This window comes from Kitasatospora cheerisanensis KCTC 2395, from assembly GCF_000696185.1.
Lineage (GTDB): Bacteria > Actinomycetota > Actinomycetes > Streptomycetales > Streptomycetaceae > Kitasatospora > Kitasatospora cheerisanensis.
Genome location: NZ_KK853998.1, coordinates 95,711 through 110,217, shown reverse-complemented (window position 1 = coordinate 110,217; position 14,507 = coordinate 95,711). Strand labels below are relative to the sequence as shown.

Annotated in this window: 18 protein-coding genes and 1 pseudogene; 7 read left to right on the top strand and 12 right to left on the bottom strand. The window is 73.9% G+C overall.

Annotated elements, in window-relative coordinates; genetic code table 11:
* From KCH_RS36400 to KCH_RS36370, 7 genes are all read right to left on the bottom strand, one after another.
* Nucleotides 1–628, bottom strand: a 628-nt coding sequence (locus tag KCH_RS36400; RefSeq protein WP_035876026.1) for a DEAD/DEAH box helicase family protein, incomplete at its 3' end; no start/stop codon positions are given.
* A 60-nt stretch (nt 629–688) separates the two neighbouring features.
* On the bottom strand, nt 689–1,387 hold the full coding sequence (locus KCH_RS36395) for a hypothetical protein (RefSeq protein ID WP_035876023.1): 699 nt from the start codon (nt 1,385–1,387) through the stop codon (nt 689–691).
* Nucleotides 1,384–1,647 (bottom strand): hypothetical protein, encoded by a 264-nt coding sequence (locus tag KCH_RS36390; protein ID WP_035876020.1) that lies wholly within the window; start codon nt 1,645–1,647, stop codon nt 1,384–1,386. Before KCH_RS36390 ends, KCH_RS36395 begins: the two co-directional genes overlap by 4 nt.
* Nucleotides 1,648–1,746: 99 nt before the next feature.
* On the bottom strand, nt 1,747–2,406 hold the full coding sequence (locus KCH_RS42065) for a hypothetical protein (protein ID WP_035876017.1): 660 nt from the start codon (nt 2,404–2,406) through the stop codon (nt 1,747–1,749).
* A gap of 153 nt (nt 2,407–2,559) precedes the next feature.
* The gene (locus tag KCH_RS36380) at nt 2,560–2,775 is read right to left on the bottom strand and encodes a hypothetical protein (RefSeq protein ID WP_035876014.1); all 216 of its coding nucleotides are present in this window, start codon (nt 2,773–2,775) and stop codon (nt 2,560–2,562) included.
* Between the two features lie 49 nt (nt 2,776–2,824).
* Complete coding sequence (locus KCH_RS36375) at nt 2,825–3,295, bottom strand: hypothetical protein (RefSeq protein WP_035876010.1); 471 nt, start codon at nt 3,293–3,295, stop codon at nt 2,825–2,827.
* A gap of 137 nt (nt 3,296–3,432) precedes the next feature.
* Nucleotides 3,433–3,795 (bottom strand): hypothetical protein, encoded by a 363-nt coding sequence (locus KCH_RS36370; RefSeq protein WP_035876007.1) that lies wholly within the window; start codon nt 3,793–3,795, stop codon nt 3,433–3,435.
* Nucleotides 3,796–4,560: 765 nt separating this feature from the next.
* On the opposite strand from KCH_RS36370, the gene KCH_RS36365 reads away from it, so the two are divergent.
* From KCH_RS36365 to KCH_RS43655, 4 genes are all read left to right on the top strand, one after another.
* Nucleotides 4,561–4,776 carry a hypothetical protein gene (locus KCH_RS36365; RefSeq protein ID WP_035876004.1) on the top strand — a complete coding sequence of 72 codons (216 nt, stop codon included), beginning with the start codon at nt 4,561–4,563 and terminating at the stop codon, nt 4,774–4,776.
* A 409-nt stretch (nt 4,777–5,185) separates the two neighbouring features.
* Entirely contained in the window at nt 5,186–6,154 is a 969-nt protein-coding gene (locus KCH_RS36360) for an ATP-dependent DNA ligase (protein ID WP_341865504.1), read from the top strand.
* A gap of 103 nt (nt 6,155–6,257) precedes the next feature.
* Nucleotides 6,258–6,563: a hypothetical protein gene (locus KCH_RS36355; RefSeq protein ID WP_157032502.1), complete on the top strand. Its 306-nt coding sequence runs from the start codon at nt 6,258–6,260 to the stop codon at nt 6,561–6,563.
* 307 nt (nt 6,564–6,870) lie between these two features.
* Nucleotides 6,871–7,923 (top strand): C40 family peptidase, encoded by a 1,053-nt coding sequence (locus tag KCH_RS43655; RefSeq protein WP_051654119.1) that lies wholly within the window; start codon nt 6,871–6,873, stop codon nt 7,921–7,923.
* Nucleotides 7,924–7,940: 17 nt separating this feature from the next.
* On the opposite strand, the gene KCH_RS36345 is transcribed toward KCH_RS43655, so the two are convergent.
* On the bottom strand, nt 7,941–8,408 hold the full coding sequence (locus KCH_RS36345; RefSeq protein ID WP_035875998.1) for a carbohydrate-binding protein: 468 nt from the start codon (nt 8,406–8,408) through the stop codon (nt 7,941–7,943).
* Nucleotides 8,409–9,469: 1,061 nt separating this feature from the next.
* Here KCH_RS36345 and KCH_RS36335 point away from each other — a divergent pair.
* The 3 genes from KCH_RS36335 to KCH_RS36325 all read left to right on the top strand — a co-directional run bounded on the left by KCH_RS36335 (nt 9,470) and on the right by KCH_RS36325 (nt 13,282).
* Nucleotides 9,470–10,690, top strand: a complete 1,221-nt coding sequence (locus KCH_RS36335) for a chymotrypsin family serine protease (protein ID WP_035875994.1) — start codon at nt 9,470–9,472, stop codon at nt 10,688–10,690.
* Between the two features lie 306 nt (nt 10,691–10,996).
* The gene (locus KCH_RS36330; protein ID WP_035875992.1) at nt 10,997–12,181 is read left to right on the top strand and encodes a DUF6973 domain-containing protein; all 1,185 of its coding nucleotides are present in this window, start codon (nt 10,997–10,999) and stop codon (nt 12,179–12,181) included.
* A 204-nt stretch (nt 12,182–12,385) separates the two neighbouring features.
* On the top strand, nt 12,386–13,282 hold the full coding sequence (locus KCH_RS36325) for a hypothetical protein (protein ID WP_035875990.1): 897 nt from the start codon (nt 12,386–12,388) through the stop codon (nt 13,280–13,282).
* A gap of 18 nt (nt 13,283–13,300) precedes the next feature.
* Here the strand turns inward: KCH_RS36325 and KCH_RS36320 are convergent, their stop codons facing one another.
* From KCH_RS36320 to KCH_RS36305, 4 genes and pseudogenes are all read right to left on the bottom strand, one after another.
* Complete coding sequence (locus KCH_RS36320; RefSeq protein WP_157032501.1) at nt 13,301–13,468, bottom strand: hypothetical protein; 168 nt, start codon at nt 13,466–13,468, stop codon at nt 13,301–13,303.
* The gene (locus KCH_RS43115; protein ID WP_035875984.1) at nt 13,456–13,737 is read right to left on the bottom strand and encodes an NUDIX hydrolase; all 282 of its coding nucleotides are present in this window, start codon (nt 13,735–13,737) and stop codon (nt 13,456–13,458) included. Before KCH_RS43115 ends, KCH_RS36320 begins: the two co-directional genes overlap by 13 nt.
* Before the next feature lie 26 nt (nt 13,738–13,763).
* Nucleotides 13,764–14,033, bottom strand: a pseudogene (locus KCH_RS46940) (hypothetical protein); the annotation flags it as partial.
* An 86-nt stretch (nt 14,034–14,119) separates the two neighbouring features.
* Nucleotides 14,120–14,507 (bottom strand): tetratricopeptide repeat protein (locus tag KCH_RS36305; protein ID WP_208866104.1); only part of this gene is annotated, 388 nt, incomplete at its 5' end.

The following is a 14,507-nucleotide window of genomic DNA, read 5'->3' as shown; positions in this document are numbered from 1 at the left end:
GGCGGCGCTTCGCGGGGACCTGGGCGTCGTCGTGGACGGCCGCCCACGCCTTCCCCTCCGCGCCTGCCGTGCGGTGGGCCTCGTCGATCACCACCAGGTCCCAGGCGGGCAGGCGGAAGTCGCGGTGGGCCTGGACGATCCGCTCCAGCGAGGCGTAGGTGGCGTAGACGGTGACCGGCTCACCGGCCTTCTCAGCGGCGACCAGCTCCGCGATCCGCGCGGCCTGCGTCGTCACCTGCGCGTGAACGCGGCCGCCGGCCTCCGCGCTCTCCAGCGCCTCCTCCCGCGAACACGCCGCCACCGCCAGCCCCCGCCGCCCTCCCTTCAACGACCAGGCCTCCGCCGTCTGCTCCAACAACTCGATCGTCGGCACCAGCACCAGCACCCGGCCCCGCGCCGCCAGCCGCCGGGCGCAGCCGGCCGCGATCAGGGTCTTGCCCGAGCCAGTCGCCGCGATGACGGTGGCGCGGCCACCGTCCTTCACCTCGCGCACCGCCGCCGCGACCGCGTCCTTCTGGAACCAGTGCAACGGCAACGGATTCACCGTGCCGGACGGCTGCGCCGGCACCGGCGCCTGGGCGCGCAGCCCGGCCGGCACGGTCTGCTCGGCGGTGGCAGTGGTCTCCACGGCGGTGCTTCTCCTTCGGGTGCTGAGGCTGGGGAGGTGGGGCGGGCGGACCTACTGCTGCTACTCGGGGACCCAGCCTCGGACTTCGAGGTAGGCGATGTCGGCATCGTCGACCGCGCGGCCGGTCTCGACCAGCCACTCGCGCATGGCCTCGGTGACGTCGCCGTGGTGGTCGGCGACCCGCTGCGACCACTCGGCGGCGTCGAACCCGCCGGTGGAGGCGGAGCCGTAGGTGCGCTCCTCCGTGCCGTCCGAGCGCGGGATGAAGCCGCGGCGGATGCCGCCGGAGTCCTTCTCCGAGCCCGCGCTGTAGACGTACTGGTCGGCCTTCATCCGCACCGTGAAGGCGAGGCGGCCGCCGGCCTGCCCGGTCTCGTGCACCACCGGCGCGAGATGGGAGGCACCCGACCGGATGGCCTGCTTCCCGGCCCGGCCCGCCATCGACCCACCCGCTTCGCCGACGACGTCCTTGCCGCGCACCCGCGCCTTCTGCCCGGTCTTCGTGCGACGGCGCTGCACGTTCTCCTGGGCGACCGCGCCGAGGGCCTCGGTGTCGCGCTCGCCGCCGCGCACCGCACGGACCAGCTGGCGCAGCGCGCCGACCATGCTCGCGCCCTTGCCCTTGGTGAAGAACTGGGAGACGAGCGAGGCGTCGCGGCCGAGCATCTTGGCGACCTGGCGCTTGGTGTAGCCCTGGTCGATCAACTCCTGCGTGAGCCGTGCGGCCTCGTTCGGCTGGTTCGGGTCCGCCGGACTCACCGGTCACCTCCGGCCGTCTGCTCGGCGGCGAGTTCGGCGCGGCCCAGGCCCCGCAGCTTCAGGTACTCCTCCTGAGAGGACGGGTGCTCGGTGAGCAGGACGTCGGCGAGCTCGTCGGTCAGCTCCTCGGCGTCCGCCTCGTCGGGCGGTGTATCCGGGGCCAGGACCACACCGCGGGCCTCGGCGGCGCGGCGCAGCACTGCGAGTGCCTCGTCGGGGCCGATGAACCAGGCGGGCCGGCCGGTGTACGGGGTGTTCACGGGCCCTCCTCAGGGGTCCAGCAGGTCGGCGTCCTCGACGGCGCGGCCGGTGGCCACCAGCCACTCCCGCACGGCGGGGCGCGCCGTGGTTGTCGTGATCTACAGGTCAAGTACGGGGATGGTCCGGCCGCGCGTGGCCCGCACCTCGTTCAGCCAGCCGATGACCTTGAACCACGCGGTGCTGCTCTGGCCGGCCTGGGGGCCGTCGGGGCCGAGGAGTTCTCGCAGAGCGGCGAGGGCGGCGGCGTCGCGGGTGTCGGCGGAGAGGGTGACGAGCTGGCGGGCGATGTTGACCGCATAGTCGGCGGTGGCCTGGACGTCGTCGGCGTCGTCGGCGGGCAGCACGACGGAAAGCAGGTGCTCGTACTCGCCCCAGCCGGGCGGGGTGACGGTGACCCGCGCGTCGCCGAACCGGGGCCGACGGACGGCCTCGACCCACCACTGCCGGTCGGTGTCGATTCCGGCCTGCGCCGGCGTCGTCGGCTCGGTGTCGTTCGAAGTCGCGCGCACGTCCACGATCGGAACGTCAGCGGGGAGGGCGGGCAGCATCACGGGGATCTCCTTGTCGGTGCGGGCGCCCTGACCGGTGCGGGGCCAGGTGCGTACGGTCTGCGGGTCCCACAAGGGGGTGCGCCCGGCATGGGCGCACGGCTCCGGCGCCTGGCCCCGGGCCCGGTAGCCGTGCCAGGTCTTCAGTCCGATCCCCCAGGCGGCGGCGCACTGCTGGGCGGTCCACAACTCGGTGGCGGTGAAGCTCATAAGAAAACTTTACAGTTCGAGACTGTGAAGTTCAAGCCGCCGAGTACACCTGCCCCTGACGCGCCGTCTGCCGCTCGCACAGACGGCGCAGAACGAACGACGGGGCCGCCACCTCCAGGAGGTGACGGCCCCGTCCAGGCGTGTCAGCGCGACTCAGTCCTTCTCGGCCAGGAAGCCGCGGCCCAGCTTGCGGCGCCCGCCCGGCACGCCCTCGCGGACCGGCACGGCCGCCGCCGGCGCGGCGGCGGGTTCGAGGAACGGCGAGCGCTCGGCGGGCAGCAGGCGCGGCACGGCGTCGTCCGGCACGGCCCGGTCGACGGCGGCGGACTCGGAGAAGTGCAGCCCCAACGGGCGGCGATCGGTGCTCATGCCCCCATTCTGACCGGTCGTCACCGACTCGAATCCCGCCTCGCCTTGCTCACACCGTCTCGTCGGGCTTGTAGTGCCGGTGCTCGGCGAGCTTCTCCCCGCGCCGGGAGGTGCCGACGCAGGTCGCGAACAGCCGCCAGCCGTCCGCGCAGTCGACCGTCAGGCCGTAGCGGAACCCGGGCGGGACGGGGCGCGTGCTGTACCGCTCGGCGCGCAGCACGTGCCCTTCCTCGGCGCCGGCGGCGAGCGCGGTCAGCAGGGCCTGCTCGATCTCCCCGGTCGCGGCCTTCCCGCCGCCGGGCAGGTCGGGCGTCGGCTGCTCGGCCAGGCGCTCGCCCTCGACCGCGGCGGCCGGGGCGGTGTTGGACGCGCCGGTGACGGTCCAGTAGACGGTGCCGGCGCCCTGCGCGGTGACCACGAGACCGTACGGGCGGCCGGTCCAGGGCTCGGCGGCCTCGATGCCGGGGACGGCGGTGGGCAGGTGGCTGATCAGGAGGCTCTGCAGCTCGGCGGGGGTCACTGCCGGATCGTATCCGCGCCCCCGCCCGGGCACGGCGGGCGGGCCCGCGCCGTGCCCGGGGTTCACCGGCCCGGCCCCTGCGGGCCACGGCGCTCCCGACTGCGCCGGGCCGGTCCAGGACAGAAGGAAGGCTCGGATCAGCGGTGCTTGCTCGTGATGCCGATCGTCGGGTTCAAGTCGTCCAGGCGGATCGGGATGCGGACGATGAGGGCGGCGGCGATCATCGCGCCGTTGGACACATAGCCGAAGTCGCCCCAGTTCTCCGCGGAGTGCTTCAGGTTGTAGCTGTGCAGGGAGTGGGATGACAGGCGGGTCTGCCACGGCCGGGAGTGCAGGTAGTCGGCGCAGTGCTGAACCTCTCCGAGCAGGCCGCGCAGCTGCTCGCGGCCTGCCGCGGTGTCGTAGCTGTAGCCGATGGGCCTGCCGTAGCCGTTGGCGTTCAGGAGCGGGTGGGCGTCGAGGACGGCGTCCAGGTCGGCCTGCGTGATGGTGGTGGCCATCGGTTCTCCTTGGGGTGCCGGCCGCTGGTTGGCGGTTCGGTCGTGCTGTTCAACGGTCGGGCGGCAGGTCAGGACACTTCCGCGCCCGAGCGGCGACGATCCCTTGGCCGCAGACGGGCGCTGCCCTGCTCTCGCGCCGGGCGGCGTGCCGGCCGTGCCCGCCGGCGGCCCGGGACCGTGGCTCGTCGACGGTGGCGGAAGGGGTCGGGGCCGGGGGTTCGGCGGCGAGACAGCGGCGCAGGAGCCGTCGACGGCCGCCAGCGGCTTCTCCGTTCCGTCGTACGGGCGAGAGCCCACCGGGTGCTGATCGGCCGTCAGCAGCCTGTACGGGGCCCGTCCAGGGGCAAGGCGAGGCCGGAACGGGACCAGGACGGGAGGCCGGGACAGGCCCGGAGACGAACATGACCTGGGGTTCGACTGCACGCATGAAGGTGCGCACCGCACCAGCGGGCGTAAAGGTCACTGAGCGGCTTCCCCTGGTTCCGCCTGCCGTGTGGCCTCGAGAGCGTCACCCCTATTCATCTGGGCATTTGGTCCCGTGTGCGGATCCGGGGGTTGGGCGTGTTTTGGGCACTCGCCACCGCACGCTTACGCTCAACCTGAGTAGGAGTCAGGCAGGGGAGCGGACGCCGCCGCGGGCGCGCCGGTCTCCTGACCCGTCGCCTGTTTCTTCCTCCCGGTCGGCCCCTGGGCCTCTCGGACTCCGGCGGCACACGGCCGCCGGTTGCCCCCGCTTCGGCGGGGGTGTTGAGGGAGGGAGCCGGAATGAACGGATCCGAACGGCAGGCGCCGTCCGAGGAGCAGTCGGCCTCGGTGCAGCGGTCGGCCACGACGAGCCGTGACGTCCGGCACCACACGGACAGCCAGACCGTGCTGGAACGCGGACTGCGGAAGGGCGGGGTCGTCTTCGACTTCGTCGGCAAGCTCGCATCGGCCGGCTACTGGGTGTTTCGGCTGCTGAAGGTCCTCGACCTGCTGTAGCCGGCGCGGCGGTCGGCCCCTGCCAGGGGGCCGACCGCCACACACCGTGCGGTGACGGCATTTTGTGAAAAGCGGCGGATTCGGGTTCGCGCCACAGGCACTGCGAATGCCTGCGGACCCGAGTCCGTCGTACATCCCAACCACCCGGACCTGACGAAGCTGTGGCCCGATGTCGTCCGAATGCATCACCCGACACGGTACCCGCAGGCACCGGTCCCACCAATCGGGCATGACCGGATTCCGATTCACGCCTGGTCAACAACGTTCACGCGAACGCCCACCCTGACCGCCCCCTGCCACCCCTGCCACCCCACCAGGAGGTCGTACCAACGACCCGCATCTGATCGTCCCGGCTCTTTCTGCCCGGCACCGGCTGCGCCCGGCGGTCCTCGCCCCGACGCTGGGAGTCGTGACGTCGTGGGCGCTGCCCGAGCCGATGCTCACCGAGCCGGTGAGCAGCCCCGACCTGCCTGCCGGGTGGGCGGCGGAGCCGAAGTGGGACGGGTACCGGGCCGGGCTGCTGGTCGGCCGAGGCGGACAGGTGGTGCTGCGGTCGCGGCGCGGGGCGCAGATGGCGGCGGCGTTCCCGGAGGTCGTGCGCGCCGCCCGGGAGTTGGGTGAGCAGGTCGCGCTGGACGGCGAGCTGGTGGTGTGGGAGGGCGGCCGGCTGGCGTTCGAGCGGCTGCAGCGCCGCCTCGCCTCCCGCGGGGCGCGGGCGGAGCAGGCGGCGCGGGAGTGGCCGGCGCATTTCGTGGCCTTCGACCTGCTGCACGACGGCGAGCAGGACCTGATCGGGTGGCCGTACGAGCGGCGCCGGACCGCCCTGGAGGGGCTGTTCGCCGACCTGCCGGCGGCAGGGCCGCTGGCGCTGTGCCCGTCGACGACCGACCCGGAACAGGCACGGGAGTGGCTCGGGTGGACCGCGGCCGGGCTGGAGGGCCTGTGCTTCAAGCGCCTCGGCGAGCGGTACCTGCCCGGCCGGCGGGCCTGGCGGAAGTACAAGGTCCGGGTGACGACCGAGGCGGTGGTCGGCGCGGTCACCGGCAGCATCGCCTCGCCCGCCACGCTGCTGCTCGGCCGCCAGGACCGGGAAGGCCTGCTGCGCTACGTCGGCCGCACCACCACGCTGAACAGCGTGCTGGCGCACGACATCGGCGAGAGGCTGACACCCGCCCGGGCCGGCCACCCGTGGGCCGGGTGGACGTTCTCCGCCGGGTGGGGCAGCCGCGACACCCTCGACGTCCACCTCGTCGAACCCGACCTGGTGCTGGAAGTGGTAGCCGACACCGCCCGCGACCACGCCGGCCGCTGGCGCCACCCCGTCCGCGCCCACCGCACCCGCACCGACCTCACACCGGACGACCTACCGCCGCGGTGACGGCAGGCAGGCTCGGGCGCAGCGCGGCGGGCTTCGCTGCGCTGCTGGGCTGGGCCGGCGCCGTGCTGCCTCTAAGCCAGGGTTTCGAACTAGTATTCGAGAAGTGAGCACCGTTCCCGTTCCGCGCCGGCAAGGCGATCCGGCCCTGCGCGGCCTTCGGACCGGTGACGCCCAGACCGCCCCGGACAAGGTGATCGACGAGCCCTGCCAGCCGGACCGGCTGGAGCGGTGGCAGCTTGTGTGGATCCGCCTCGGCGGCCGGTGGCGGCCGGGCGTGCTCCTCGCGTGGCGGCGGGCCCTCGGCGGCCGGTGGTGGCTCGCCCTGGTGCAGTGGGACCGGGACACGGCCGCCTGGTTCTACTACGAACATGCGACGATCCGCCCCCTCCCGGCCAGACGGAAGACGTGAACGCTGCCCGCTGACGCCTCGCCGCACAGCTCCTTCTCTGCGCCTCCGCCCAACTCCCGCCGACCTGCCCGCTGTCTGCCGGCCCGTCCGGCGAAGCGGTGCGGCACGCCCCGGCGCGTCGTGCCGGGGTCCGTCCGTCCGGCGCGCTGTCCATGCCGGACGCCGTCGACCTGCACGGACGCAGGTCCGGACAAGGCGGACTGTCCGGGATCCACCCCGGACACCCGATCCCCTGGGCAACAGGTGCCATGGCGGGGAGGCTGCCTCCGTCGGAGCCGCAGTGCGCGGCCGATCGAGGAGGGGCGGGATGGGACGGCCGGACACGGCGGGCTCGCAGCAGTTGATCAGGCACTGGCGGGGCACGGCTGCGCAGCTCTTCGGCATGGCCGCCGGACGGTTCCCCCGACCGGAGGCCAGCGTGCTGCTGGGCAGGATCGCCGGCTGCGAGGCGCCGCCCAGCGTGCTGCGCGCCCTGACCGTGGTCCGCCGCGGCCCTGGCGCCCACCGGGCACCCCGGCGCCCGTGGCGGAGCCGCGCGGCGGTGCCGGCCGCGATGGCGGCGGTCTGCCTCATCGCCCTGGCCGCCGTCCTGATGCAGCGGCAGACCGCCCCCTCCCGGCCCGCCGTCCAGCACTCCACCGCCCTCCCTGCTCCGGCGCCGGCCGCGCCCGTCGCCCCGCCTGCCGTGCCGGCGGTGGCGGGTGGGCCCGCCCCCTCCGTCCCGGCCGGGACGGAGGACGCGGCGGCTGGCGCGGGCGTGCGGTCCGTGGCGGTCCGGCGCGGTGACACCCTGTGGGGCCTGGCGCGGCGTCACCACACCACGGTGCAGACCTTGCAGGAGCTGAACGGGCTGGGCACGTCGACGCTGATCCTGGCCGGCGCAACCCTGCGCCTGCCCGCGGGCGCCGCCGCGCCGGAGGCCTCGCCCGCACCGGCATCCGGCACGACTTCCCCGACGCCCGGTACGACGGCGTCCCCCGCACCAGCCACCGGATCGGCCCCGGCCGGCGACCCGGCGGTGGCGTTCGCTCTCGCGCAGGTCGGCAAGCCCTACCGGTGGGGCGCGGCCGGACCGGACGCGTTCGACTGCTCCGGGCTGGTGATGCGGGCCTGGCAGCGCGCCGGCGTCACCCTGCCCCGCACGACCTGGGACATGCTCCGCTCCGGGACGGCCGTCGCCCGCGCCGACCTGCGACCGGGGGACCTGGTGCTCACCAACGGCGGCGGCCACGTCCAGCTCTACCTCGGCGACGGCAAGGTCGTCCACGCTCCTGGCACCGGCCGCAGCGTCACCATCACCGCGCTGCCCTCCGACAACGCGGTCACCGCCTACCGGCGCCCCGGCCCGGCCGAACACTGACCGCCCGGCCGCGACTTCTACCAGCGGCAGGTCGCGCGGGACGCGGACGCGGCGACCTTGTAGGCGTCGCCGCTCCTGGCCGGCTTGTTGGACAGCGTGACGGAGAACCAGCCGTCGGAGGGGATCGGCCAGGTCCCCAGCGAGGCCCACTGCCCGCGGCTGGCGACCTGGTTGACCGGAGGCGGGCTGTAGAGGGGCGGCTCGGCGTTCTGCCGCGCATCCAGGAAGTAGATCGCGGTGCCGCCCGCGTCCGCACTGTTGGGAACGTAGACATCGATGGTGCAGCTGCCCGAGCCGGTGTGCCCGGTGTTGAACTGCCAGAACGCGCCACCGTCGGCGTGGCCGGCCACGCCCGACACGGTGGCCGCCACGGCCTGCCCGTGGCAGGTGCTGCCGTTCAGTCCGCCGCCGCCGGCCTGGAAGATCGGGTCGGCGTAGAACCACTCGGCATCGCAGCCCGGTCCGTGGACCGCGCTGTAGCGCACCTGCCCGGACGCCGTGGTGGGCTGCGTCGGCGTCGCTTGGGCCCCTCCCCCGGGCTGCTGCCCGCCACCCGCCCCGTTCCCGGCACCCGCTCCCGCGCCGGGCGCAGAACCGCTCCCGCCGCTCCCTGCTCCACCGCTGCCGCCAGCCCCGCCGCTCCCGCCGCCGGGCCCGTACCGCTGCCGCCCGTCGCAGCGGGCGGCTGGGCCGGATCGGACCCGCCCGCCGAAGGCGAGGCCTGCGGCGGCAGCCCCCCGGCCGACGCCGAAGGACTGCCCGACACCGGCGCGCCGCTGGGCGCCGGCACGCCGGCCGCGGATCCGCCGCCCGCGGCGCCCCTGGCGCCGCGGGCGGCGTCGAACACCCCGGCGCTGTACAGGCCGCCGCCCAGGACGAGCACCACCACCGCCGCCGCGATCCCGACCACGGCACGCCGTCGCCCCCGGCGGCCGGGCCCCAGCATCGCGGTGCCCTCCTCGTCCGGAACCGCCGGCGCCGAACCGCCCCCGTCGGCCTCCGACACGACCTCCTCCACCGGCACCGTCGGTGTGGAGCTCGCACCGCCGGCCCTCGCCGCTTCGGTGACCGTTCCCGGCGCGCGGCCCGGGCGGCCTTCGCCGCGGTGAGGAGCCCGAGAAGCTCGGCCGGGCCCTCCCCGAGCTTCGCCAAGAACGCCGCCAGCGACTTGTTCTGCGGCAGCGCCTTCCCGTTCAGCCATTCGTAGAGCGTTGAGCGCCCCACCGACCCGGCCTTCGCGGCCGCATCAGCACCCCCATGCCGTGCCACCAGGTTCTGCAGTGCTTCCCGAAATGCCTGCCCCGGGCCGCCCGAACCGTCCGCGTCCACCGCGCCAGCCTCCCCTTCCAAACCGCCGACCTCCCCTGTCTTCGCAGCTCAGCACACGTCCGGACAGCGGTCCGGACAGTCCGGACCGTCCACGCTCAGTCCGCAGTCGGTCCGTGATCAGGCCACAGCATGGTGGACACCCGGCCCCCCGGCCAATCTGAAGGAGCGTCAACTCCGGCGCGAAACCCACCACTTCCCCACCGGGAGCTACTTCGCCATGCGCAAATCCAAGATCCGCGCACTGATGGCCGCCAGCACGGCGGCACTCGCGCTCGGCTTCATCGCCCCCGCGGCCCACGCCCGCACCGACGTCAACGACCAGAGCTCGAAGCTGCCGGCCGTGGAGACCGGCGTCGACCGCAACAACGACACCGCCCCCTACAGCGGCGGCGGCAGGTTCTACACGGCTCCCAGCGGCGGCTGCAGCACGGGCTTCGGCGTCCACAAGAGCGGCGAGCCGGCGACGACGGCGATGCTGACCGTGGCCCACTGCTTCGACGCGGTCGGTGACGAAGCCTTCGCCGACTCCGGGAACAGCCACCCGATCGGCACCGTCAGCACCCTCGACGCCTACCAGGACGCGGCGCTCGTCACCATGCCCAGCGGCGCGAACATCTTCGACGGGCCGGCCGGCCCGGGCGCGTTCCACAAGCAGGTGATCGGCGTGCACAGGCCGCAGGTCGGCGACTCCCTGTGCGTGTCCGGGGCCACGTCGGGCATCAAGTGCGGACTGCGCGTCTCCTCGATCACCGACAGCGGCGCGGTCGCGCTGGACTGGTCCTGGTTCAGCGAGCCTCCTTTCCACGGCGGTGACAGCGGCGGCCCGCTGTTCGTCCTCGGCCCGAAGCCGGGCACCGTCTACGCCGCCGGCCTTGTCCACGGCTACATCGGGACCCCCATGTTCTCCATCCCGGAGGTGGTGAACATCTGCAACGCGCTCAACGCCACCAAGACCGAAATCAACGTCCCGCCCGGCGAGCGGTCCAACCAGGCCGACGAGTGCGGCACCCCGCAGAGCGGCGCGCCCGCATCACCCGAACCGCAGACCGACCCGACCTCCGGCCCGAACTCCGGTCCCCGGCCCGACCAGTCCCCCGCCAGCCCCGCCCCGCAGTCCCAGATCCTGCCGCCCGACGACGGCAGCACCACGAAGCCCAGCACCGTCACCGGCATCGTCAAGGCCGACCCGATGCCCCTGCGAGAAGGGCCCGGCCTGGGGCACCCCCGGATCAGGGACCTGCAGCAGGGCATGACCGTCACCGTCGACTGCTTCACCGACGGCGGCCAGCAACTGTGGGGATGGGGCGGCCAGAGCCCGTACTGGGACCACGCCACCGTCCAGATCGGCGACCGGACGCTGACCGGCTACCTCGCCGACGTCTGGGTCGACACCGGCGTCAGCATCGACAGGACCGGCATCCCGCGCTGCGCCAACTGACCTGCCCCACCGGTGAGCACCAGCCGGCGTGCCCGCTCGCCGACCGGTGTCGCTCGGCGAGCGGGCACGCCGCCCCGGGCAAGGGGGCACGAACGCAGCCGCCCCCACCCGTGCCCACGGTCCCGCCGGATTGTCGGCAGCCGCCTGTTCCTGCAGCTCAATCCCTGTCCGGACAGCAGTCCGGACAGAGTGGACCGGCTGCGGGAAGTCCGGGATCAGGCCGCGGCACGGCGGAGAACCGACACCGGCAGCCAACCGCGGAAGCGTCACCTTCCGCGCCCAGCCACCACTTACGGGAGATTCCCGATGCAACGTCACGCCTACGCGAAGACGGGAGCGCTCGTCGCCCTGGTCCTCGCCGTCCTGGTCAGCATCGTCCACCTGACCTCCACCGCCGGCGCCCGCGAAAAGGTCGCCTCCGAGGCCGCCGAGCCGGCGCAGAACCTGCTCGCCCAGATCCCGCCCAGCCTGCGCGAGTTGTGCCTGAGCTTCACCAACGGCCCGATGACCTGCCTCACGACCGTCCGGGACTCCGCCGACTTCGCCTCCCACCACCAGGGCGACCTCGCGACCGCGCCCGGCGATCTGTACGACGGGCTCGACGACGCCGGCCGCCACTGCCTGTGGCAGGGATATCTGGCCGTCGCCGCCGGCGACCCCGGCTACGCCAGCGACTGGGGCTACTTCCACGAGCAGACCAACTACCTCGCCGAGTACGACAAGCACCCGAACGGCGACCCTGCCGCCCACGCCATGGACCTGCACAACAATGACATCGCCCGTCGACTCGTGCAGAACGCCGGCATGATCCACCCCCGGCTCGAGTGGCTCCCCCTGTCCCACGACGAAGAAAGCAAACTCCTCTCGTTGTGCCGGGCGGCGCTCGGCCGCGCCATCCACGTCAAGCCGATCGACGACGAGCACAGCGACAACGGCATCCCCGTGAAGACCCTGATCGCCGACGAACCCGACCGGTTCTGCGAGTTGGACTACCGCGTCTGCTCCCTGCAGGACCGACTGGTCTACCTCACCAAGGGCGCCGAACTCCAGCCCGCCGTTACATCCACACCCCCCGTCCTCCCCCCTTCACCGGCCCCCACCGCGCAAGAACCCACCACCTCTCCCACACCGCACCAGAACACCGCACCCCAGCAGCCGGCTGCCCGAGCCCCGCAGTCCGGCAGCCTGCCGCCCATCGGCGAGCCTCGCCCGTCGATCACCAGCACCGTTGCTGCCCCTGCGCAGACCTACACCGTCCACCGGCTCACCGACGGCTTCCTCGCGCAATGGACCGGTCCCGGCAGCGGCCAGGTCGCCGGACGCCTGCCCGGCAACGGCACCGAGGTGCGTGTCGTGTGCCAGACAAACGGCCCGACCGTCGACGGACTGCCCTACACCCTCTGGGACCGCCTCGACACCGGGCTCTATGTCTACGACTACTACCTCACCACCCCCGGTGACGCCTTCACCCCCGCGCTCGCCCACTGCTGACAAGCCGTCACCACATCGGCCTGCCCGGCTACGGCCGGGCGGGCCGCGCACCGAACCCGCCCACCGTGAGGAACCCGCCATGACCCACGCCGTACCCCAGCGCCCGACCCAGCCCGCACCCCCCGCACCCCCGCACCCCCCGCTCCGCCTGCGGGCCGGCCGCAGCCGCCCCGCCCCGCCGCGAACGCCGGGAGCGGACGGCGGGTGATCCCCGAACACGTCCACGCCGCCGCGTTCCTCGGCTACACCCTCGCCGCCGCGCTGGCCGGCTTCGCCCTCGCCGCCTTCACCGCCGCCCAACCCGGCGAGGACGACATCCGGCGCGCCTGCTCAACCCCCGGCGCGATCACCGGCACCACCTGCCACGCCGACCTCCCCACCGCCCTGCCCGCACCGACACTCCTGCTGGCCGCCGCGGCTCTTGCCGTCGCCGGCGTCGCGTTCGCCTTCCACACCCGCCGCCGCGCCGCCCGGCCCATCCTCGCCGCGATCGGCTGGGCCGGTGCGGCGTTCGACGTGCTGCTGTCCACCGACGCGCCCGGCCTGCCCGCGGCCCTGGCCGCCGTGATCGCCGCGGCCGTGTGCACGGTCATGGCCCGCCTGCCCTACAGTGCGCCCGCCCGCCGCTACCTCGACGGCCACACACCCCTGTACGCGGAACGCCTGACCCATCCTCAGCGGCCGGCACGCGCCACCCGGCCCGGCGAGATGCGCGCCGCCGCCGGCTACCTGGTCCTGCTCACCATCGCCGGACTGTGGCCGCTCGCCGCCGCACTCGCCTTCGCCCCCGCCGCAACCCTGCCCGCGCTCGGCATGATCGCCCTGCACGCCGCCGCGGCCCGCGGCCTGCTCCGCGGCCGGCTGTGGGCCCGCGCCTACACCACCACGCTCACCTCGCTGTCCCTGGCCGCTGTCCTGCCCGCCGCCGTCCAGCTGTGGGCCCTCGCCCACCCGAAGCGCGAAGGCTTCCTCACCCCCGACCCCGCGGACGTCGGCACCCCGCTCGCCGTGCTGCTGACGCTGGCCGCCGTCAACGCGGCAGTGCTGTACGCCACCGCATTCAGCCCCCGCACCAGCCGCTGGCACACCCACGCCCATTGAACCCACCCGACTCGCCGATCACGGCACGGCGATCTCCCAGCCGTCGACGAGCACCCCCGTCGCGCCCCGCAGGTGGGCCCGCCACAGCGACGTGAACCAGGCGCTCTGCTCGGGCTGCAGGAACAGCAGCCACTCCTCGTGGGTCCGCCAGGCGAACGCGTCGTGCTCCGCGCTCAGCCTCGGCAAGAGGCCCGCCGGCACCGGGTCGGGGCGAACGCGAAGTCGACGACGGGAGGCCAGCCGTCGGCCGCGGAGCGGTAGTCGACGGCGAGGGGGTGCTCGCCGGCATCGGCGAGGCCCGCCGGCAGCTGCCACCAGGCGGGGTGCCCGGGGTAGGGGCGGGCCTTGTGGAGCATCAGGATCCGTCCGTCCTCGTCGCTGACGAGGACGGACGCGGAGACGACGTGCGGGGGCAGGGTGGCGGCGAACGCGGCGGGCTCAAGGGTCTCGATCACCGTGCTGGTCTCCCTGCTGGCGCCGGTCAGCGGGCGAGCGTGACGGTGAGCGGCGAGTTGGAGCAGGCGGCGGCGAGGCGGTGCAGGGTGTCGGCCTCGGCCTGGTCCACGCTCAGGCCCCAGCGGGTCTTCACGACGGTCCAGTCGGTGAGGTAGGTGCAGCGGAAGGCCTCGGCCGGCGGCAGCCACTCCGACACGTCCTTGTCCGCCTTCGACCGGTTGGACTTCGCGGAGACCGCGATCAGCGCACGCGGCTCGTCGCGGTCGTTGGCGTAGGCCTGCCGCTCCGCCGCCGACCAGGCGGACGCCCCGACTGGCGGGGCGCGTCATTCTGAACGTCCGGTATTCCTACCAGGCCTCGCGCTGGTCGCGGACTCACCTCCTACGGATCGAGCCCTTCGAGCCAAACGGCCACGTTCAGGGACTGCTGTAGATCTGGTTCGAACACGTTGGGATACGTCTCTGTGAGGGTGCGGCGGATGGTGACGGCTTCTTGGACGGCTGCCAGGCCCTCCTCCCGCCGGCCCACCGCGCCGAGCCGGACGGCGAGGTTGCTGAGGGCACTGGCGAGGCCGGGCAGGTGGGCGTCCGGGTTCGCCGCGACCAGGGTGCGGTAGTGGCCGGCGGCTTCTCGGACGGCGGCCAGGCCCTCCTCCGACCGACCCGCGTCGCCGAGCCGGACGGAGAGGTTGTTGAGGGAACCGGCGAGGCCGGGCAAGTGGGCGTCCGGGTTCGCCGCGACCAGGGTGCGGCGGATGGTGACGGCTTCC